The sequence below is a fragment of the Pseudomonas sp. Pseusp11 genome, assembly GCF_047304405.1.
GTDB lineage: Bacteria > Pseudomonadota > Gammaproteobacteria > Pseudomonadales > Pseudomonadaceae > Aquipseudomonas.
Map to the genome: position 1 here is coordinate 1 of NZ_JBGLZF010000009.1, position 20470 is coordinate 20470.

Annotated in this window: 13 protein-coding genes; all 13 read right to left on the minus strand. The window is 61.7% G+C overall.

Going from position 1 to position 20470, the window contains the following annotated elements; genetic code table 11:
- Nucleotides 1-4006: RHS repeat-associated core domain-containing protein (locus ACCC96_RS09495; protein ID WP_413695665.1), on the minus strand; the 4006-nt coding region annotated here is incomplete at its 3' end.
- Nucleotides 4007-4102: 96 nt separating this feature from the next.
- On the minus strand, nucleotides 4103-4384 hold the full coding sequence (locus ACCC96_RS09500; protein WP_413695666.1) for a hypothetical protein: 282 nt from the start codon (nucleotides 4382-4384) through the stop codon (nucleotides 4103-4105).
- A 2-nt stretch (nucleotides 4385-4386) separates the two neighbouring features.
- On the minus strand, nucleotides 4387-8838 hold the full coding sequence (locus ACCC96_RS09505) for an RHS repeat-associated core domain-containing protein (RefSeq protein ID WP_413695667.1): 4452 nt from the start codon (nucleotides 8836-8838) through the stop codon (nucleotides 4387-4389).
- A 12-nt stretch (nucleotides 8839-8850) separates the two neighbouring features.
- Complete coding sequence (locus tag ACCC96_RS09510; RefSeq protein WP_052967849.1) at nucleotides 8851-9285, minus strand: DcrB-related protein; 435 nt, start codon at nucleotides 9283-9285, stop codon at nucleotides 8851-8853.
- An 18-nt stretch (nucleotides 9286-9303) separates the two neighbouring features.
- Nucleotides 9304-11241 carry a type VI secretion system tip protein TssI/VgrG gene (gene tssI / locus ACCC96_RS09515; RefSeq protein WP_413695668.1) on the minus strand — a complete coding sequence of 646 codons (1938 nt, stop codon included), beginning with the start codon at nucleotides 11239-11241 and terminating at the stop codon, nucleotides 9304-9306.
- 144 nt (nucleotides 11242-11385) lie between these two features.
- The gene (tssH, locus tag ACCC96_RS09520; RefSeq protein ID WP_413695669.1) at nucleotides 11386-14064 is read right to left on the minus strand and encodes a type VI secretion system ATPase TssH; all 2679 of its coding nucleotides are present in this window, start codon (nucleotides 14062-14064) and stop codon (nucleotides 11386-11388) included.
- Nucleotides 14057-15109, minus strand: a complete 1053-nt coding sequence (gene tssG / locus ACCC96_RS09525; RefSeq protein WP_026331811.1) for a type VI secretion system baseplate subunit TssG — start codon at nucleotides 15107-15109, stop codon at nucleotides 14057-14059. The genes tssH and tssG overlap by 8 nt, the downstream gene beginning before the upstream one ends.
- Nucleotides 15073-16932 carry a type VI secretion system baseplate subunit TssF gene (tssF, locus tag ACCC96_RS09530; protein WP_019650055.1) on the minus strand — a complete coding sequence of 620 codons (1860 nt, stop codon included), beginning with the start codon at nucleotides 16930-16932 and terminating at the stop codon, nucleotides 15073-15075. Before tssF ends, tssG begins: the two co-directional genes overlap by 37 nt.
- Entirely contained in the window at nucleotides 16929-17441 is a 513-nt protein-coding gene (gene tssE / locus ACCC96_RS09535; protein WP_018927413.1) for a type VI secretion system baseplate subunit TssE, read from the minus strand. Before tssE ends, tssF begins: the two co-directional genes overlap by 4 nt.
- Nucleotides 17435-17860, minus strand: a complete 426-nt coding sequence (locus ACCC96_RS09540; protein WP_413695670.1) for a hypothetical protein — start codon at nucleotides 17858-17860, stop codon at nucleotides 17435-17437. Before ACCC96_RS09540 ends, tssE begins: the two co-directional genes overlap by 7 nt.
- A complete protein-coding gene (locus ACCC96_RS09545; protein WP_018927415.1) occupies nucleotides 17860-18312 on the minus strand; it encodes a type VI secretion system amidase effector protein Tae4 in 453 nt (150 codons plus the stop codon). Before ACCC96_RS09545 ends, ACCC96_RS09540 begins: the two co-directional genes overlap by 1 nt.
- Before the next feature lie 82 nt (nucleotides 18313-18394).
- On the minus strand, nucleotides 18395-18883 hold the full coding sequence (locus ACCC96_RS09550; RefSeq protein ID WP_018927416.1) for an Hcp family type VI secretion system effector: 489 nt from the start codon (nucleotides 18881-18883) through the stop codon (nucleotides 18395-18397).
- A gap of 86 nt (nucleotides 18884-18969) precedes the next feature.
- Complete coding sequence (gene tssC, locus ACCC96_RS09555; protein WP_018927417.1) at nucleotides 18970-20463, minus strand: type VI secretion system contractile sheath large subunit; 1494 nt, start codon at nucleotides 20461-20463, stop codon at nucleotides 18970-18972.
- Nucleotides 20464-20470 lie beyond the last annotated feature (7 nt).

The following is a 20470-nucleotide window of genomic DNA, read 5'->3' on the forward strand; positions in this document are numbered from 1 at the left end:
CCCACGGATCCACCCACCCAATCGGATTCGGTGCGTATTGATAGAGGTTGAATCCCCCCGCCAACCCAATCGGATCCGGCGTCGTAAACCGCCCCACATCCGGATCATAAAACCTGAACGTATTGAAGTGCAGCCCCGTCTCCCGGTCCAGGTACTGCCCCTGAAACCGCAGGTTCTGCTCTTCGATGTAGTACGGCTCGCGTACCTCTTCTAACGTGTTGCCCCACACCCGATAAGTTGCCTGCCAGACGTTGTGGCCGTCTGCCTCGGTGAGCTGTTCCGGCAGGCCGTTGAGGTCGTTGTGGTAGTAGCGGATTTTTTGCAGCGGGCCGGTGCCATCAACCCGGGCCAGGGGTTCGTAGCCTTCGTCTTCGTAGAGGTAGAGGCTGGTTTGCTGATGGCGATGTTCCTGCAACAGGCGCAGGCCGTCCCACGTGAAGCGGGTTTCGCCGAGGGGGTAGCCGTTGGTGTCGTGTACGGTTTTTTCGATGCGCCGGCCCAGCGGGTCGTAGGTCATTCTGACCACGCTGCCGTTTGCGTTGCGCACTTCAACCAAGCGACTCTCGGCGTCGTAGGCAAAACGTTGCAGGCCCCGTTGAGCGCTGCGTTTTTCGATCATCCGGCCAAACGCGTCATAGCGATAACGCTTGTCCTGATAGGTCAGCAGTTTGTTGTGCACCACAAGCCCGGCGCCGGGTTGCGGGCCGTCCAGCAGGTTGGCGGCGGCGTCGTAGGCGAAGGTTTCGCGCTGGCCGTGCAGGCTGTCCTGGCTGGCGATGATGCGGCCAGTAGCGTCGTAGTGCAGCAGTTGGCGGTGTTGCGTGGCGGGTTGTTGGTCGAGTTTGCCGATCAGGTTGTCAGCGGGGTCGTACTCGAAATGTTTCTGCACCGCTGCCGGCATCAGTGATGGCTGGCTGCTGTGTCGGCGTTGGCGTGAGCGTAAGCGCCCGCTGCGGTCGTATTCGCTACGAGTGCTGATCTGGCCCTGGGTGCGCAGCACTTCGCGGTGCAGGCGGTCGCGTTCGAAGTCGCTGATGACCTGGCCGTCGAGGTTGATCTGGTGCAGGTGGCCGCTGCCGTAGTACAGGCGATTGACCCAGCGGCCGTCGGGCAGTTGGGTCTGGATCAGGTTGCCGAGTTCGTCATAGTGATATTGCAGGCTGCCAGCCGCGCTGTGTTCTTCGAGCAACTGGCCGAGGGCGTCGTAGGCGAAGCTCAGGGTTTGTGCGTTGCCCTGGTGGTCGGTGAAGGTGACGGCGGTGAGCTGGTCCAGTGGGTCGTAGGTGTAGTCGGTGCGGCCATCGTCGGTGACTTTGGCGATCAGCCGGCCGACGGCGTCGCGTTCCAGTCGGTGAACGATGGGAGCGGGGGGCGACTCGGGGACGACGGCCAGGCCGTTGCCGTAAGGCGCCGGAACAGCCGTGACCGCCGCGACGTTATCCAGCAGGTCATAGGTGTAGCGCTTGGCGCTGCCGTCGAGATCTTGTTGTTCAATCAGCCGATCCCCGGCATCCCAGGCAAACCGATAACTCTCGCCATTCTCATTGGTCAGCGCTTGCAACCGGCCGTAGCGGTCATACCCGAACTGCACCTGTCGGCCGTGGGCGTCGGTGCGCTGGCGCACCTGGCCGCGGCGGTTGTGTTGGTACAGCGTGGTGTGCCCGGCCGGGTCGGTGTAGCCGATCAACTGGCCGCTGACGTCGCGCTGATACTGCTCGGTGCGGCCGTCCGGCAATTGGCTGCTGAGCAACCGTCCCTGGGCGTCGTAACTGAATTGGGTGCGTTCGCCGAGGGCATCGGTGATCGTTTGCAGATAGCCCCGGTTGTCGTAGTTGAACCGCGTCGGATAACCCGAACAATCGATGTGTTCGACCAGTTGGCCGAACGGGTTCCAGCGTAGTCTTTTGCTCTTGCCGGTGGCGTCGATGATCTCGACCACCTGGCCGTGGGTGTCGTAGCGGTAGCGGGTGATTTGGCCCAGCGGATCGGTTTCGGCGATGCAGTTGCCGCGCTGATCGTAGCGATATTGCCAGCTGTTGCCTGCAGCATCGGTTTCCACCAGCGGCAAGGCCCAGTGCTCAAGCCATAGGGTCGAGTCGCTGCGGCCCAGCGGGGCGGTTTCGCCGATCAGGTTGCCGGCGTCGTCGTAGCTGTATTCGTAGCGCCCGCCCTGCGGGTCGGTGGCGCTGAGCAATTGGCGTTCGTCGTTCCACTCGAACTGCCAGGTCTGGCCGAGGTTGTCGGTGTATTCGGTGATCTGGTGCTGGGTGTTCCAGCGTCGTGTGCTGATGCGCTGCAAACCATCGGTGATGCGCGTGACACCGGCCTTCAGGTCATAGTCGAACTGGTAAGTGTCGCCTTCGTCGGTCCAGTGCCCGACCACGCGCCATTCAAGGTCTTCAACCAACGCCCATTCATAGAAGCATCGCAGCCCCGTGGGCAACTGATGCTCGACCATCCGCCGCCCGGCGTCGTAGGCGAAGCGCCGTTGCACCTGGCCGGTGGCGTCGCGCACTTCGGCCAGATCGCCCACTGTGTCGTAGCCATAACTGACGAGCACTTCACGATGCTGGTCGGGATACACGCGTTCCACTCGAGCCACGCGGTCGCGCTCCCGAATCAATTCGACCTGCACCAGATCGAAGGTGTCCCGCAGGCGCGCCAACTGTCCGGCGTCGTCATAGTCGAGGTGGATGCGGTTGTCATTGCGGTCACCGAGCTGGTTCAGGCGCAACAACGACGGATTACCGGGTGTACCGTCGAACAGCCGATACAACCCGTCATCGCTTTCAATCAACAATTCCCCATTGCGATGCCGCCGAACACTCAGCCCTTCACCCGGACTGAACACCGCGCCGCCCAGAGGAATCGAGCCCATATCGATGCGCCGGGCCTGCTCATCTGTGTACACCAGCGTTTCCCCGCCCTCCGGGTGAGGCAGGATTTCCACGCAGACCTCGTAGGACACGCTCCAACCGGCGCCGAACAGCCCGTCGCGTCGTTCGTCGCGGCTGTTGTAGAAGCGCTGCCAATCGATCGGCAAGATGCCCGGCAGCACGAAGTCCAGCTCTTCATCGCCCCCCAGCACCTTGGCCCCGGTCGCCGCATGCACCGGGTTCGACGAACCCATGGCGGCGTTGGCCATGGCGCCCATGGCGCTGCTGACAGCCATCGACGCCGCGCCGCCGATCAGCATGCACGGCAATTTGCTGAAGAACTTGCCTTTGCCGCCCTTGAGCATCAGCAACGCGGTGACCGCCAGCCCCACGCCCGGAGTCTTGCCGCTGCGGATCTCACGCACCACCACCGAGCCGCCACCAATGGTGACGTTGGGTGAGATCAGTCCGGAACCCACCACCTTGGCGTCGCAGGTGGTGCGGTCGCCGCTGCGCACGGCGGGCTGGCCGTTGATGGTGACTTTGTCCGAGCCCTCGGCCAGAAATTGCGGCGGCATCGGCGGATGCTTCATGCAGGTGACCAGGTCCAGCGGCTTGGGTACGGCGCCGGGCGCCGGGGTGGCGACGGTGGGGCGCCACATCTGGGAGAAGAAACTCTCAGCCATGTCCAGATAGCTGGGCTCGGCTTCGGGCTCGGGTGCCTCCTGCTCGGTGCCGGCCGGCGCGACATGGGACGGAATCGCCCCGGCGGCCCGGGCGGCGGGAATGTTGTTGGTCAGGGTGTTGGTGGAGCCGGTGAGAATCGTCGCCTGCACCGTGGGCGGGAACAGCGCATTGCTGAAGCTCTCGCACAGGTTGCTCAAGCCTTTGTCGGCCCCGGTCTTGCTCATGGCGAGGCCGACGATCGTGCCCACCACCGCGCCGAGCAGAAAGCAACCGAGGCCGCCGGTGGCAACGGTGATGCCCGTGGCCGCCACCACGGCAGCCGTCGCCAGCGCGGTGATCGCGATGTTCGCTGCCACCTCCAGCACGCCGCCGAGGATGTCGGCCATCATCGAGGTGTGGTCGAGGGCATCGCCCAGCCGGGCGGCCCAGAGTGCGTCAGACATGCGGGATGTTAATCCGACGTAAGTGTCTGACGGCTGCGTAATCGTTGTGCGGGTTGCGCAATTCGATGCCTTCCATTGCACCTTTCTCCTTGTTGGTTACGGCATGCGCATCAGCGCAGTCCTCAGGCGTTTGATCAGCCTCGGATCCTTGAGGCAATCGGCCGGCCGAATGTTATCCAAGGCCGGCACCTGTTGTTCGACCCACCACAAACCTTCCTTGAGCCCTCTTTTACCATAGAGAATGACCGCCATATCAAGGTTGCCATCCAGTTGTTTCGCCAGGGTGCGGGCGTTGTCGTCGAGGTAATCTTCTTCGTATAACCGCACAAACTTTTGCCATTCGGCATCGCCAGGGTAATCGTCTTCCAGTTGTTCCATCTTCAAAAACCTGCAAAGGAAATTAAGTTGCTGCCGGTCGGGTTACGGGCTGACGGCGCCAGGATCCCATCATAGCCGTTGGCTTTCGCCCAGGCGCCAATCTGGTGAGTCTCGGTGTATTTCGAACCAGTAATGCTTTTGAGGCTGACCCCCATTTGTTTGCGCACATCGGCGCGGGTCAGGTCCAGAACGTTGTTGAGCTGCACTTTTTTGCTGACCAGCACTCGCGTGGATAAGTCGACTTTCCAGTGAGTGACTTCCCCTAATGCGGTTTTTCGCGAGTTCGCGCCATAGACTCCACCCAGTCCCGAGGCGGTGTAACGGTGAGTTGATGCAACGTTCCACTTGTGGGCGGTCCAGGTCGTGCTGATACGTCCAGGCTCTTCGAAACGGTAAACCGTTCGGCTGACTTTTCGGCCCTTTGGCGGGCTCGAGCATTTCATCAGCCCCAAGGGATCGATCCAGCTCACCGGATTTGGCGCGTATTGGTAGAGGTTCAGCCCACCAGCCAGCCCGATGGGGTCCGGTGTGGTAAAGCGCCCGATGTCCGGGTCGTAGAAGCGCAGCGTGTTGTAGTGCAGCCCGGTTTCTCGATCCAGGTATTGGCCCTGGAATCGCAGGTTCTGTTCTTCGATGTAATACGGCTCGCGCAACTCTTCAGCCGTGGTGCCCCAGACCTGGTAACGAGCTTGCCAGAGCGTGTGGCCGTCACTTTCCGAGAGTTGCTCGGGCAGGCCGTTGAGGTCGTTGTGGTAGTAACGGACTTTCTGTTGCTCACCCAGCCCGTCGACCCGCGCCAGCGGTTCATGGCCCTCGTCGGCGTAAATGTAGAGGCTGGTCTGGTTATTTCGATGCTCCTGCAACAGTTGCAACGCATCCCAGGTAAAGCGGGTTCGGCTCAGCAGGGTCGAGTGGCGGTCATACTCGGCTTTTTCGATGCGCCGGCCCATAGGGTCGTAGGTCATCTTCACTACCGAACCGTCGTTGTTGCGAACTTCCACCAGACGCTGCTCGGCGTCATAACTGAAGCGCTGGACACCGCGTTGGGCACTGCGTTTTTCAACCATACGGCCGAAGCCGTCATAACGGTAACGTTTGTCCTGAAAGGTCAGCAGTCGGTTATGCAGCACCAGACCTGCGCCCGTCGATAAACCATCGAGCAGGTTGGCGGCGGGGTCATAGGCAAACGCTTCGCGCTGGCCCTGGACATTGTCTTGGCTGGCGAGGATGCGACCTGTGGCGTCGTAGTGCAGCAGTTGGCGGTGCTGGGCGTCGGGTTGGCTGTCGAAACGTTCGACCAGTTGATCGCTGGCGTCATAACCAAATTGGCTTTTCGTTGCCGGTGGCAGCAGCGCGGACTGGCTCTGGTGCCGACGTTGGCGGGTACGCAGGCGGCCGCTGCGGTCGTATTCGCTACGGGTATTGAGGCGCCCCTGGGTTCGCAGCACTTCGCGGTGCAGGCGATCGCGTTCGAAGTCACTGATGACCTGACCGTCGAGGTTGATCTGATGCAGATGACCACTGCCGTAATGCAGGCGGTTCAGCCATCGGCCATCAGGCAGCAGCGTCTGGGTCAGGTTGCCCAGTTCGTCATAGCGATGCTCCAGGCGTCCGGCCCAGCTCTGTTCGGCGATCAGTTGTCCAAGGGGGTCGTAACTGAAGCCCAGGTTCTGTTGCTCGCCCGTGTGGCTGGTGAAGGTGATGGCGGTGACTTGATCCAGCGCGTCATAGCAGTACTCGGTGCGACCATCCTCGGTGACCTTGGCCACCAATCGACCCACCGCATCGCGTTCCAAGTCATGGACGACAGGCGCTTGCGGCGAAAGGTCCAGGTCCGTGCTACCGGGAGCGGTGAGTGCCTCCACGCGAGTGACGTTGTCCAGCGGGTCGTAGGCATAGCGTTTGAGGCTGCCGTCCAGGCTATGTTGCGCAATCAGCCGGTCGCTGGAGTCCCAGGCAAACTTATAGCGTTCGCCGTTCTCATTGGTCAGGGTTTGCAGGCGACCATAGACGTCGTAGTTCAACTCCACCCGGCGACCGTGGGCGTCGGTGCGCAGACGCAGGTGACCACCCAATGTGTGCTCGAAGTGAGTGGTGTGCCCGGCGGGGTCGCAGTAGCCGATCAGCTGGCCGCTCGCGTCACGCTGATAATGTTCAGTGCGCCCGTCTGGCAGTTGCTTGCTGAGCAACCGGCCCTGGTCGTCGTAGGTGAAACGCGTGCGTTCGCCCAGCGCATCGGTACTGGTGAGCAGCAACCCACGCTCGCAGTAACTCAACCGCGTGGTGAAACCGGAACAGTCGGTGTGTTCACTGAGTTGGCCGAGTGCCGTCCAGCGTAATGTTTTGCGCTTGCCGCTGGCGTCGATGATCTCCACGACCTGGCCGTGGGCATCATGGCGATAGCGGGTAACGTGGCCCAACGGGTCGGTTTCGCGGATGCAGTTGCCGTGTGAGTCATAGTGATACAGCCAGGTATTTCCAGCCGCATCGGTTTCTGCCAGCGGCAAGGCCCAGTGTTCCAGCCACAGGGTCGATTCGCTGCGCCCGAGCGGGTCGCGAGTCTCGCTGAGATTTCCCGCTTCGTCGTAGCTGAATTGATGCTGCCCGCCCGCAGGATCGGTCGCCCCAAGTAATTGGTTTTCGTCATTCCACCGGAATGTCCAGGTACGTCCCAGCGCGTCGGTAGTTTCGATGATCTGGTACTGAGCATCCCAGTGACGCGTGCTGACCCGATTCAGACCGTCGGTGATGCGTGTGGTCCCTGCTGCCAGGTCATAGTCGAAGGTGTATTGGTCGCCCGCGTCGGTCCAGTGGCGGACCACGCGCCATTCAAGGTCTTCAACCAACGCCCATTCGTAGAAGCAACGCAGCCCGGTCGGCAACTGATGCTCGACCATACGGCGTCCGGTGTCATAGGCAAACTGACGTTTCACCTGCCCGTTGGACTGGCGCACCTCGATTAGATCACCCTGGGTATCGTAGCCGTAGTGCATCAGCACTTCGCGGCGCTGGTCTGCATACAATCGCTCGATCCGGCTGACCCGTTGGCGCCAGCGCGCATCGTAGATCAGCTCAATGCTGACCAGATCGAAGGTGTCTCGGAGCTGCAGCAGGCGCCCGTCATCGCCATAGTCGAGGTGGATGCGATTGTCGTTGCGGTCTCCGAGCTGGCTCAGGCGCAGCAGCGATACATGTCCCGGCGTCGGGTCGAACAGCCGGTACAACCCGTCCGTACTTTCAATCAACAACTGCCCATTGACGTGGCGCCGAACACTCAGCCCTTCACCCGCACTGAACACCGCGCCGCCCAGAGGAATCGAGCCCATATCGATGCGCCGGCCCTGCTCATCGGTGTAGACCAGCGTTTCTCCACCCTCCGGGTGAGGCAGGATTTCAACACACACCTCGTAGGACACGCTCCAACCGGCGCCGAACAGCCCGTCGCGGCGTTCGTCACGGCTGTTGTAGAAGCGCTGCCAATCGATCGGCAAGATGCCCGGCAGCACGAAATCCAGCTCTTCGTCCCCACCCAGCACCTTGGCCCCGGTCGCAGCATGCACCGGGTTCGACGAACCCATGGCGGCGTTGGCCATGGCGCCCATGGCGCTGCTGACAGCCATCGACGTCGCGCCGCCGATCAGCATGCACGGCAATTTGCTGAAGAACTTGCCCTTGCCGCCCTTGAGCATCAGCAACGCGGTGACCGCCAGCCCCACGCCCGGGGTCTTGCCGCTGCGGATCTCACGTACTACCACCGAACCGCCACCAATGGTCACGTTCGATGAGATCAGCCCGGACGATACGACCTTGGCGTCGCAGGTGGTGCGGTCGCCGCTGCGCACGGCGGGCTGGCCGTTGATGGTGACTTTGTCCGAGCCCTCGGCCAGAAACTGCGGCGGCATCGGCGGATGCTTCATGCAGGTGACCAGATCCAGCGGCTTGGGCACGGCGCCGGGCGCCGGGGTGGCGACGGTGGGGCGCCACATCTGCGAGAAGAAGCTCTCGGCCATGTCCAGATAGCTGGGCTCGGCTTCGGGCTCGAGTGCCTCCAGCTCGGTGCCGGCTGGCGCGACATGGGATGGAATCGCCCCGGCGGCCCGGGCGGCGGGCATGTTGTTGGTCAGGGTGTTGGTGGAGCCGGTGAGAATCGTTGCCTGCACCGTGGGCGGGAACAGCGCATTGCTGAAGCTCTCGCACAGGTTGCTCAAGCCTTTGTCGGCCCCGGTCTTGCTCATGGCGAGGCCGACGATGGTGCCCACCACCGCGCCGAGCAGGAAGCAACCGAGGCCGCCGGTGGCGACGGTGATGCCCGTGGCCGCCACCACTGCAGCCGTCGCCACCGCGGTGATCGCGATGTTGGCAGCCACCTCCAGCACGCCGCCGAGGATGTCGGCCATCATCGAGGTGTGGTCGAGTGCATCGCCCAGCCGGGCGGCCCAGAGTGCGTCAGACATGCAGGGTGCTCATCAGGCCGGAACGTCGAACAACAGCGAACTCTTGATGGTTGCCCAATGCGCGGCTTCGGCATCGCCGAGTTTTTCCGCCTTCACGTAGCTCAGGGCGAGCATTTTGCGGGTGCCGGGCAATACCAGCGCCAACTGATATTGGAAGACTTTGTCGTTGCCCTTGTTGAACTGGCTGCGCAACTCGATGCCTTCGACCTCCTGGCTGGCGCCCAGGCGCACGGCGACGCCCGGTTGAAAACGCAAGTCCTGCACTTGTTTTTCCAGGCGCTTGAGCTGGTCGTCGAAGTTGCTTTGCAGGGTTTCGCCCTCGGCCAGCAAGCTGCGGCTGACAATCAGCGAGGTGCCCAGTTCGGGGAACTTGAGGATGTTGATCGTCGCGTCTTGCAGCTCGCCTGCCGGCAGCTGGAACTGGAACTCATTGATGCGGTAAGTCATGGCGCTTGAATCTCGTGGTTAGCCCTTGGGCTTGGGGAATGCGGCATTGATATTGGCGTCGATGCTGGCCTTGACGCCCTGGCCGTCAGGCGTGGCGCCAGGGCCGCCGCCGTTGTTCAGGTGCAGCACGCCGCCGGTGTTGATCTCGGCGTCACCGCTGGCATAGAAGCTTATTTGCACGCCGGTCAGGTTGATCTGGCCGCTGGCGTTGAGCTCCAGGATGCTTTCGCCGCATACCAGCCGCAGGTTTTCGCCCACTTCGATGACGTAGCTCTGGCTGATGCTGTCGGTCTTGCGCTGGCCCACCGACAGAATGTCTTCCTGCTTGACGATGCGCAGCCGATTGTTGCCGATGGTCACCGTCTCGTTATGCCCGATGCTTTTGTTGCGGTCGTGGCCCACCGAGTGGCTTTCATCCACCTCGACCACGATGTCCTGATTGCGCTCGGCATGGATATACAACTGCTCGGCGCCTTTTTTGTCTTCCATGCGGATTTCGTTGAAATTGGCCGGCGAGCCGCCCTTGCTCGAACGGCTTTTCATGCCGCTCTGGGTAGCGTTTTCCGGCAAGTCGTAGGGCACGGTCTGTTCGGCGTTGTAGACGCGGCCGGTGATGATCGGCCGATCCGGGTCGCCTTCGAGGAAGCTGACGATGACTTCCTGGCCGATCCGCGGGATCTGCATCGAGCCCCAGTTTTTTCCGGCCCAGGATTGCGACACGCGAATCCAGCACGAACTGTTTTCGTTGGATTGGTCGTGACGGTCCCAATAGAAATGCACTTTCACCCGGCCGAACTGGTCGGTCCAGATTTCCTCGCCCTTGGGGCCAACCACCAGTGCGGTCTGCGGGCCTTTGACGATGGGACGGTGGGTGTTGGGCAGCGGGCGATAGCTTTGTTGGGCGTCAATGCAGGTCAGGTTGCTTTCGAACTGCGCCGAGGCCGCGCCACCGCTGGTTTCCAGGCTTTCCTGGTCAATGTGGTAGCGGGCGCCGACGATCAGGTATTCGCGGTTCTGGTCCTGGCGGCTGAAGCCGGTGAGGCTGAACAAATGACCCGACCCCAGGCCTCGGGCGTTGCCGGCCAGCTCGACCTGTTCGTGCAGGGTCTGCAAGGCTTCGATACGGGTACGTGCGTAGTGCTCGCCGTCTTCGCTTTGCACATAGGTGCCGGGGTAGTCGTACAGCGGATAATCGCCGGCGGTGTGCGGACGGGGCATGGCCGAGCGAACGTCAATCCGCGCGCCAGGGCGCTGGAAGTCATAGTCGTTGAGTTCCAGCGAGCCCGGCTGGACTTGCTGGGCCAGGTGCCAATCGTAGATGTGATCGCGTTCGCGCTGCTGTTCATTCTTGGGGTAGTAGGGCACCGAGGCATAGCCGGGCACGTTGGCATGGGCGCCGTAGGCATCGGCCAGCACCAGCACATGACGACCCTGTTCATGGCGGAAGAAGTAGTAGATTCCTTCCTGTTCCATCAGGCGGCTGACGAAGTCGAAGCTGGTTTCGCGATACTGCACGCAGTATTCCCACTCGCGATAGGGCCGGCTCAGGGTATCTTCGAAATCCGAGAAACCCAGGTCACGAAACACCTGCTTGATGATCTGCGGGATGGTCAGGTTCTGGAAAATCCGGCAATCGGACGTGCGGGTCAGTAGCCAAAGCCAGGGCCGCAGCGTGGCCTGGTAGCTGGCGAACTGGCCCTGGTCGACGTTCTGGCTGCAACGGGCAACGATGCCATGGAAATGACGCTCGCCACCGCCGTCCAGTTGCAGGCTCAGGCACATGGGTTTGCCGAGCAACTGGTTGAGGTCGATGGCGTTGTCCAGCGAGTGCAACTGCAGCTCATAGCTGAACAGCCGCCCCAATTCTTCGTCTCCGCCCATGTCCTTGAGCAACAGCACATCCGGCCCCAGGGGGCTGGTGATCTTTGCCAGGCGTGAGAGTTGCTTGAATAGCATCAGTTATCCCTTGTCACTGCTCGATTCCTTCCGTAGGAGCTGCCGAAGGCTGCGATCTTTTCTCTTGATGTCGCTTGAGTTTCAAGGGAAAGATCAAGATCAAAAGATCGCAGCCTTCGGCAGCTCCTACAGAGGGGTGGCCGCTTAGGCGGCGTCGCTGAAGTCGTAGTGCAATTCGTTATCCCGGGCGCTGATCCGCACGCCTGCCAGCGCTTTGCCTTCGAGCATGCGGGTGAGGAATTCGCGGCTCATGTCCGGCAGCAGGCTGTTGGTCAGGATGGTGTCGATCATCCGCCCGCCGCTTTCGGTTTCGGTGCAACGGGAGACGATCAGGTCGATCACCGCGTCGTCGTAGTCGAAAGCCACCTTGTGGGTGTTTTCCACGCGCTTCTTGATGCGGTTGAGTTGCAGGCGGGTGATGGCCTTGAGCATCTCGTCGCTGAGCGGGTAATACGGAATGGTCACCAGCCGGCCCAGCAATGCCGGCGGGAAAATCTCCAGCAGTGGTTGGCGCAGGGCCTTGGCGATTTCTTCGGGCTCCGGCACGTTTTGCGGGTCTTTGCAGACCTGGGCAATCAGCTCGGTGCCAGCGTTGGTGGTCAGCAGAATCAAGGTGTTCTTGAAGTCAATCACCCGGCCTTCGCCGTCCTCCATCACGCCTTTGTCGAAGACCTGGAAGAAGATTTCATGCACGTCCGAGTGGGCCTTTTCCACCTCGTCCAGAAGCACCACGCTGTAGGGTTTGCGCCGCACGGCTTCGGTCAGTACGCCGCCTTCGCCATAGCCGATGTAGCCCGGTGGCGCGCCCTTGAGGGTGGACACCGTGTGAGCTTCCTGGAATTCACTCATGTTGATGGTGATGACGTTTTGCTCGCCGCCGTACATAGCTTCGGCCAGCGCCAGGGCGGTTTCGGTCTTGCCCACGCCGGAGGTGCCGGCGAGCATGAATACCCCGATCGGCTTGCTCGGGTTGTCGAGGCCGGCGCGGGAGGTCTGGATGCGTTTGGCGATCATCTGCAAGGCATGGTCCTGGCCGATGATGCGTTTCTTCAGGTGCTGGTCGAGGTTGAGCACGGTTTCCAGTTCGTTACGGGCCATGCGGCCTACCGGAATACCGGTCCAGTCGGCGACCACCGAGGCCACGGCCTGGTAATCGACCGTCGGCAGAATCAGCGGGGTTTCTCCTTGCAGGGCGCTGAGGCGCTGTTGCAGGTCCACCAGTTTTTCGCGCAAGGCGTGGCTGGTCTCGCTGCCGTCCTCGCTGTCCACCACGCCGACGCGTTCGCGCAGGGTGGCGCGGGTGGCGAGCAGTTCGTCCACCAGGGTTTTTTCTTCAGCCCAGCGGCTTTCCAGCTCGACCAGGCGTTCGCGCTCAGCGTTCAGCAGGCTTTCGCACTGGGTATTACGGGCGCCGATGACGATGCCGATGGCGTGCTCGCGGGCGATGATCTGCAGCTCGGTTTCCAACGCCTCGATGCGCCGACGGCTGTCGTCCACTTCGGCCGGCACGGCGTGCAGGCTGATGGCGACCCGGGCGCAGGCGGTGTCCAGCAGACTCACGGATTTGTCCGGCAACTGGCGCGCCGGGATGTAGCGATGGGACAGTTTGACCGAGGCTTCCAGGGCTTCGTCGAGGATCTGCACCTGATGGTGTTTTTCCATGGTCGAGGCCACGCCGCGCATTATCAGCAGCGCCTTGTCTTCGGACGGTTCGGCGACTTGCACCACCTGGAAGCGGCGGGTCAGGGCCGGGTCTTTTTCGATATGCTTTTTGTACTCGGCCCAGGTCGTGGCGGCCACGGTGCGCAGGGTACCCCGGGCCAGGGCCGGCTTGAGCAGGTTGGCCGCGTCCCCGGTGCCGGCGGCGCCACCGGCACCTACCAGGGTGTGGGCTTCGTCGATAAACAGGATGATCGGTTTTGGTGAGGCCTGGACGTCTTCGATGACTTGGCGCAGGCGCTGTTCGAATTCACCTTTCATGCTCGCGCCGGCCTGCAACAGGCCGACATCGAGGCTGCGCAGTTCCACGTCCTTGAGCGCCGGCGGCACGTCGCCGGCGACGATGCGCAGGGCAAAACCTTCGACCACCGCGGTTTTTCCGACGCCGGCTTCACCGGTCAGAATCGGGTTGTTCTGCCGACGGCGCATGAGGATGTCCACCAGTTGGCGGATCTCTTCGTCACGGCCGACGATCGGGTCAAGCTTGCCACTGCGGGCTTGTTCGGTGAGGTCGACGGTAAAGCGCTTGAGCGCTTCCTGCTTGCCCATGGCGCTTGGGGCCATGGCGCCACTGGCTTCACCGGGCACGCTGCCGGCGTTGAAACCATCGCTGGCGCTGAGTGCATTTTCCGGCGAGTCGCCGACGTACTCGTCAAAACGCTCGCTCAGGGCCTCGACCTTGATCTTGTCGAACTCTGCCGACAGTCCCAGTAATCCATGGCGCAGGCTCGGGGTCTTGAGGATGCCCAGCACCAGATAACCGGTACGCACCTGGCTTTCGCCGAACATCAGGCTGCCGTAGACCCAGCCACGCTCCACGGCTTCTTCCACATGGGAAGACAAGTCAGTGATTGACGTCGAGCCCCGTGGCAAACGGTCCAGGGCTTCGGTCAGGTCCCGGGCCAGGCGCGCCGGCTCGATATTGAACTGGCGGATGAGGCGGTGCAGGTCTGAATCCTGCAATTGCAGCAACTGATGAAACCAGTGGGCCAGTTCCACATAAGGGTTACCGCGCAACTTGCAGAACACGGTGGCGGCTTCGATGGCTTTGTAGGCCACGCTATTGAGTTTGCCGAACAACGCGGCGCGACTGATTTCACCCATGCTCTTGGCTCCTTGAGATCTGTGAGGTGTTGGCTTGCTCGGCGTAATGCCGGGCCAGTATTAAGTCCTTGGCATCTTTTGCGGGCTTGCCCACCCAGGTATTGAACCCCAGGCGGAAGCGGCCATTGAGTTGCAGCGTCGGCACTTCGGGCTGTTTCAGAACCAGGTTCAGATCCCAGTCCAGTTCATGGCCCAGGTATTCGGCCACCCAGGCCACCAGCTCATTGAAGGATGGGCTGCCGGGCAACATGCTCATGTAGTCGTCCAGCTTGAGCGGCCCCAGGCGAATGCGGAATTTGTGCTGGCGATCCCAGACGCAGCGGCCCAGGCAAAAATCCACGCCCAATTGATGGGCGCTGACGCCCACGCGGCTGCGCTCCGGCAGCACCAGCCATTGGCCGACGTATTCTTCGATCTCCACCGGCAGGCCGAAGTACTCGCCGATGATTGCCTTCAAACCGTCGGGATAGCGGGTTTGTGCCGACAGATGACCGCTGTAATGCAGCTTCGCCGTGTCGGGTATCAGGCCTTGTTTGAGCAGGCTCGGCATGCCTCGACCGCTTAGCGCTGCCAGACGTGCCGACCAATAGTCATCGTCCGGGCGATCATGGCTGACTGTCGGTCGCGCTTCGGCCCATGCCCGGTAAAACAGGCTCAGCAGGCGATGGTGGAATACATCCAGAAAGCGTTTGCTGGTGCTGTCGGCGTTGTTGCGCTGGCGTTCACGCACATATTCGGTGAGGTGCAGCGGCAACGGGCCATTGGGGCCGCCGAGGCCGAAAAAGAACTGTTCCAGACGCGCTGGCGAACCGTCGATACCCGGCTGTACCGAGGCCAGGGTCGCCGGAGCGAAGGTGCAATCGGCTTGTTGCCCAAGGCGCAAGGGGTCATCGGCCAGGCGCAACGAATGACCCAGGCGCGGAAGCTCAGGCGATTCGCACTCGATGCGCCGTAATGCCTGGAAGAAGTCGTATTCCCAGGGCTGCTGGTGCATCGCGTCCAGGGTATTCACAGGGTCGGACGGCGTCCGGGTTTGGCTTTCCATCGCATGATCTCGCCGCGCTCGGTGGTACGGATCACCGTCTCGGTAAAACTGTTGATCGACACGTAACGTGCCAGGAAGCGCTCGAAGACTGCACCGAGCAAAAAGACGCCCGTGCCACGAAACGCGTTCTCATCGAATTCCAGGGTGATTTCCATACCGCGGCCAAACACGATCGGGCCCGGCATTGGCAAACGTCGGGTGCAGGCTTTGCTGCTGACTTCGCGCAGGCCTTCGATCTGCAATTGCAAGGCTGCATCGTTGTCGTCGCCATACAGGCGCAGCAGCTCGCGCAGGGCGGCGGCGCCCTGGCCTTGCTCGCTGAGGGACAAGTAATTGAGCGAAAGCTGGCTGATCAACCGCCAGGCCTTGGCGTCGTGGGCATGGCTGGCGCGTGGGCGGCTCGGGCCTGCCACGCAGCGTACCGCCGCTACCGGCGCGCTGTCGGCCAGGGTGAAGTCGGTCTTGTTGTTGCCCACGCTCATGAACAGCGGCAGGTCGCGGTTGGTGCACAACGCCGTAACGCCCAATTGGCGCAGATCGTGACGATAGGGCGCCTGCTGGCTGTCCACCAGACTGACGAAGGTCTCGCTGCCGATGTAAGTCGAACGTGGGCCGTTGCGCCGCTGACCGCTGGAGAGCATGCGGGGTTCGCGCCGCACCGTGTAATACGCCTGATCGCGGCCGTAGCGAGACGGATCGCGGACGGCGTAGAACGGCAAAAAAGGCTGTTCCGACCCGGTGCCATGGCCGGTGAGGGCGGTCAGGGAATGAATCTCGAAATCCATCGGCCGGGTACGGTCGGCGATCACATGGTGTTCATTCACCCGTTCCGACAAGTGAATGCGATCCAGGCGCTTGGGAAACAAGTTGATTGCCGGGGTGCAGAACGGCAGGAACTGCGCGGCACCGACGCTGCCTTCCAGGCTCGGATCGTGACGGTTGAACAGCACAATCAATTCCAGCTCCTGGCCCTGGCAGCGTTTGACCGCCCGGCTCAACCCGGTGAAGTCGACAAACAGAAAGCGGCGGGGCAGGGCGAAGTATTCCTGCAACAGGCGATAGCCCTGGAAGGCTCGCGACACCACTGGCAACGCGGCGTCGGTATCGTCGAACCCCACGGAGCGCAGTGCATCCTGTGGCAGGCGTTCTACCCAATCGCCGCCGGGCTGACGGGCGAAGACGGCGCAGGCATTACCCAGCAACTGTTCGTAGAGGCGAAAGGGCTGTTCGTCGGCGCCGTTGAGGTACAGCGGCAGGTTGTCCAGGGCCAGACTGTTGAACGGCAGTTCGGCACCGGTGCGCAGGGTCAGGCGCAGGCCAGCCTTGGCCTTGGGGGCGCTGGCGGCCAGGCGCCCGAGCACGGCGGACGGGTTGCCGAAGTACTCGGCCTGGCTGACCTGCAATGGCCACAACGTCACCGCATGGGCGGTGCGGTACTCACAGCAGGTTTGGCTTTCGCGACCCAGGGCTGCGCGCAGAACCGTATCCCGGGGCAACGGGAAGCCGCTGCTCAGTGAGCCTTCATCGGGGTCTGCCTGCAATTGCACCACGGTCATCGACGGTGTCGGCGCCAGGTAATGGGGGTACGCGATTTCCAGCAGGTTGTGGGTGAAGGTCGGGTATTCGGCATCGAGCTTGAGCTGTACCCGCGCCGTCAGGTAGGCGAACCCTTCCAGTAAGCGTTCGACGTACGGATCGGCGCAGTCCATGCCGGACAACGTCAGCCGGCTGGCGATTTTCGGGTATTCCTGGGCGAACTCCGCCGCGCTTTCGCGCACGTGGTGCAGTTCCTGGTTGTACAGTTCCAGCAGGCGCGGGTTCATGAGTGTCTCCGCTGGTCGGCGTTGACCACTCGCACATGGCCGGATTCCAGGTCCAGGTCGGTTTGCAGCATCAGGCGCAGCGGCACTGGCTGGGCCCAGAGGTCGCCTTCGATCTCGAAACTCAGGGCGTTGTGATTCATCTCGGCGGATGCCCGGGCCCGCACGCGCAGGGTATGGCGCAGAATCCGCGGCTCGAACGTGGCGATGGCCTGGTGGATCAGTGCTTCAAGCGCCGCGATATCTACGTTCGATGCACTGTTGCCGGCCAGGGCCGGCAGCCCGAAGTTGACCACCGAAGTGCCGGCCGGTGTGTGCAGCGTCGCATCGGCACTGAGCAATGACGTGGTGTTGAGCAGCCACGCCAGGTCCCGCAGCACCGAGGCTTTGAGTTGGGTCAGGGACAGTACGCGCTTGTCGGCGCTTTCCTTGAGGTTGCCTGGGTCGTCGTCGGTCAACCGATCCAGCAGGGACGGTTGCAGGCGATCGCGGGTGGCGATGTCGGTTACCACGTAAATGGCGCTACATACATTTTTTGGTCCCCTCCCGTGCCGCAGGACGCAAACGTGTTGACCGCTCCCGCCTCCAGCCCTCCCGGGATCTGGCGGATAGCCTGCATTTTGCTGAGGCAGTCGCGGCTGGGCGCAGGCATGTGCTCGCTGCGCCAGACCGAAAATATCGGGATGTTGTTGAACGTTTCTACGCGCAGTTGCTGTTGTTTATTCAGGCTGAAGCTGCAAGGCCATTCCATGTCCAGCTTCATGCGACTCTGGTCGGGTTTGACCAGCGTGCATTGACCCTGGTCGTTAATCAGGCTGAGTTGCTGCCCAACAAAGACGGTCTGGGTTGTTGGCATCTGGGCATGTTCGGCGCATGCGCTCAGGCTGGTCAGGCTTATCGCCAGGCACATGGCGAGCCGGTGATTTTTCATTATGCGAGCTCCCAGAACCAGACAGCTCTGGATCTGTAAAAGAGGTCGCCGGTTTGGGTCAGGCCCCGATTCCATAGATCAATATGATCGCCAGTACGATTGTCCGCCGACTCCCCTGACTGCTGGAAACAGTCCTTGAAGAAGATAAGCCCGGTCTTGCCCATCAACGTGCGACGCTCCTCGGCGCTGTTACCCAGAATGGTTGGTCGCCCCAGATGATGCTTCCACAACCAGTTCGCCAGCGACTCGGCACCCCGGGCGTGCTCATGTGCACACTTGGGTTCGGTATAGGTGGATTTGTTGACCTTGATGGTCAGCTCTGCATTGAGTGTCGCGCTCATGCGGATAGCACACTGGTTTTCCCAAGGGCCCTCACAGGGCTTGGCGTCAGGATACGTAACCAGAAGGTCGGAATAGGCTTTCCACAAATTGACAAACGAAGGCTTGGCCATGACTCAGACACCGGATGGGAAAGGATTGGATTCGAGCAAGCACCAAAATGCCCCCGACGCATAACGACGGGGGCACGTTCGATTACACCTTGACGTTCTGGCGGATGTTCCAGCCGAACTTGATCGGCCCGCCTTCCTTGGTGCCGTCGGCTTTTTGCGGCTGGTAGTCCACCAGCACCTTGGCGAAGTTCAGGGTGACGTTTTCAGTCAGACGATCATCGCTGCCCGAGCCGCCGGTGCTCAGGGAGCTGATCAGCACTTCTTCCAGGTTGATGATCATGTACTCGACCTGGCTTTCGCCGCCGGCCTTGCGCACAGTCAGCTTGACCTTGTCGATGTGCTTGCCGCTGGCGCAGTGCATCATCAGGTTGGGTGTAGCCTTGTCGACGTACTTGGTCAGCGACAGGTCCTGGACGTTCACCTTGCCGGCTCCGCCGCCGCCGCCCACGTGCATATTGCCGGACTGAGACATGCCCCAGCTCCAGTTCAAGACGTCGATTTCGTCCTTGTGGGCCTTGTCCATGGACTCGCCCTTGATGTCGCCGATCTTGATGAAAATATCAACAGCCATGTTCTCTCCCTGTGTGGTGTCTACCACGTTGTGTTTTTCTGATCGTCCCCACGCTGAGCGTGGGAGCGATCACATCAAGGGCGGTGTTACGCGCCTTTAGCCGAAGGCAGCTTGGATACCAGGCGCAGCGACACCGTCAGACCTTCGAGCTGATAGTGCGGGCGCAGGTAGAACCGGGAGTTGTAATACCCCGGGTTGCCTTCCACCTCTTCGACAATCACTTCGGCCGCCGCCAATGGGTGCTGGGCCTTGGTGGTTTCGGTGGAGTGCGCTGGGTCACCGTCGACGTAGTTGAGGATCCAGTCCTGCAACCAGCGCTGCATTTCGTCCTTCTCTTTGAAGGAGCCGATCTTGTCGCGCACGATGCACTTCAAGTAATGGGCGAAACGGCAGGTGGCGAACAGGTAGGGCAGGCGCGCGGCCAGGTTGGCGTTGGCGGTAGCATCCGGGTCGTCGTACTCGGCCGGCTTTTGCAGCGACTGGGCGCCGATGAACGCGGCGAAGTCGGTGTTTTTCTTGTGCAGCAGCGGCATGAAACCGTTCTTCGCCAGTTCCGCTTCACGGCGGTCCGAAATGGCGATTTCGGTCGGGCACTTCATGTCCACGCCACCGTCGTCGGTCGGGAAGGTGTGCGCCGGCAGGTTCTCCACTTCACCACCAGACTCCACGCCACGAATGCGCGAACACCAGCCAAAGTGTTTGAACGAGCGGTTGATGTTCACCGCCATCGCGTAAGCGGCGTTGGCCCATGTGTACTTGGAACTGTCGGCACCGTCGGTATTTTCTTCGAAGGCGAAGGCTTCCACCGGGTCGGTCTTCGCACCGTACGGCAGGCGTGCCAGGAAGCGCGGCATGGTCAGGCCGATGTAACGCGAGTCTTCCGATTCACGCAGCGAGCGCCAGCCGGCATATTCCGGGGTGGTGAAGATTTTGGTCAGGTCGCGCGGGTTCGACAGTTCCTGCCACGAGCCCATGCCCATCACGGTCGGCGATGCGGCGGCAATGAATGGCGCGTGCATGGCGGCGCAGACTTTCGACAGTTCGCCCAGCAATTCGACATCCGGCGGCGACTGGTCGAAGTAGTAATCGCCCACCAGGCAGCCGTAAGGTTCGCCGCCGAACTGGCCGTATTCTTCTTCGTACATCTTTTTGAAGATCGGGCTCTGGTCCCACGCGGTGCCCTTGAATTTCTTCAGGGTCTTGTGCAGGTCGGTCTTGGAGATGTTGAGCACGCGGATCTTGAGCTGCTCGTCGCTCTCGGTGTTGTTGACCAGGTAGTGCAAGCCACGCCAGGCGCTTTCCAGTTGCTGGAACTCCGGGTGATGGATGACCTGGTTGACCTGAGCGGTGAGCTTGGCGTCGATGGCAGCGATGATCGACTCGATCGACTTGATGGCGTCGTTGGACACCAGGTCGGTCTGCGCCAGGGCCTGTTCGGCCAGGGTGCGCACGGCGGTCTCGACGGCTTCGCGGGCGCGTTCGGTCTTGGGTTTGAATTCTTGCAGCAGCAGGGAGGCGAACTCGCTGGCTTCTTCGGTGGTGCCCAGTGTCTGGGCGCTTGCGCGTACTGGATCGGTCATGATCATT

Bases quoted from the DNA above. Each gene is read 5' to 3' on its own strand.
- ACCC96_RS09500 (WP_413695666.1), bottom strand. From the start codon at position 4,384: ATGGAACAACTGGAAGACGATTACCCTGGCGATGCCGAATGGCAAAAG.
- ACCC96_RS09505 (WP_413695667.1), bottom strand. From the start codon at position 8,838: ATGTCTGACGCACTCTGGGCCGCCCGGCTGGGCGATGCACTCGACCAC.
- ACCC96_RS09510 (WP_052967849.1), bottom strand. From the start codon at position 9,285: ATGACTTACCGCATCAATGAGTTCCAGTTCCAGCTGCCGGCAGGCGAG.
- tssI (WP_413695668.1), bottom strand. From the start codon at position 11,241: ATGCTATTCAAGCAACTCTCACGCCTGGCAAAGATCACCAGCCCCCTG.
- tssH (WP_413695669.1), bottom strand. From the start codon at position 14,064: ATGGGTGAAATCAGTCGCGCCGCGTTGTTCGGCAAACTCAATAGCGTG.
- tssG (WP_026331811.1), bottom strand. From the start codon at position 15,109: ATGGAAAGCCAAACCCGGACGCCGTCCGACCCTGTGAATACCCTGGAC.
- tssF (WP_019650055.1), bottom strand. From the start codon at position 16,932: ATGAACCCGCGCCTGCTGGAACTGTACAACCAGGAACTGCACCACGTG.
- ACCC96_RS09540 (WP_413695670.1), bottom strand. From the start codon at position 17,860: ATGAAAAATCACCGGCTCGCCATGTGCCTGGCGATAAGCCTGACCAGC.
- ACCC96_RS09545 (WP_018927415.1), bottom strand. From the start codon at position 18,312: ATGGCCAAGCCTTCGTTTGTCAATTTGTGGAAAGCCTATTCCGACCTT.
- ACCC96_RS09550 (WP_018927416.1), bottom strand. From the start codon at position 18,883: ATGGCTGTTGATATTTTCATCAAGATCGGCGACATCAAGGGCGAGTCC.
- tssC (WP_018927417.1), bottom strand. From the start codon at position 20,463: ATGACCGATCCAGTACGCGCAAGCGCCCAGACACTGGGCACCACCGAA.